At 58.7% G+C, this 252-nt stretch carries 1 pseudogene; it reads left to right on the top strand.

Annotated features, from left to right (window positions below):
* Positions 1–125: 125 nt before the first annotated feature.
* Positions 126–252, top strand: a pseudogene (locus M8006_RS18025) (IS256 family transposase); the annotation flags it as partial.

A 252-nucleotide genomic window follows, 5' to 3' on the forward strand; every position in this document is an offset into this window, starting at 1 on the left:
CCAAGGCAAGGATCGTACATCGGAATGTCTTTCAGTGAAGCTGATGATTGAGGAGCCGGGTGCGTCAATCGCGCATGCCCGGATCTGTGGGGGGGCGGAACGAGCAATCGTCCGGTCTACCCGACCGCAAGGGAGCGCGAGACTTAATCACCAAGGCCGTAGAGGCCGAGCTGGCAATGTTTCTTGAACAGTACGCCGACAAGACACTAGACGATGGCCGACGCGCCGTGGTTCGCAACGGTTACTTGCCAG

Source organism: Halomonas llamarensis (genome assembly GCF_023555005.1).
Lineage (GTDB): Bacteria > Pseudomonadota > Gammaproteobacteria > Pseudomonadales > Halomonadaceae > Vreelandella > Vreelandella llamarensis.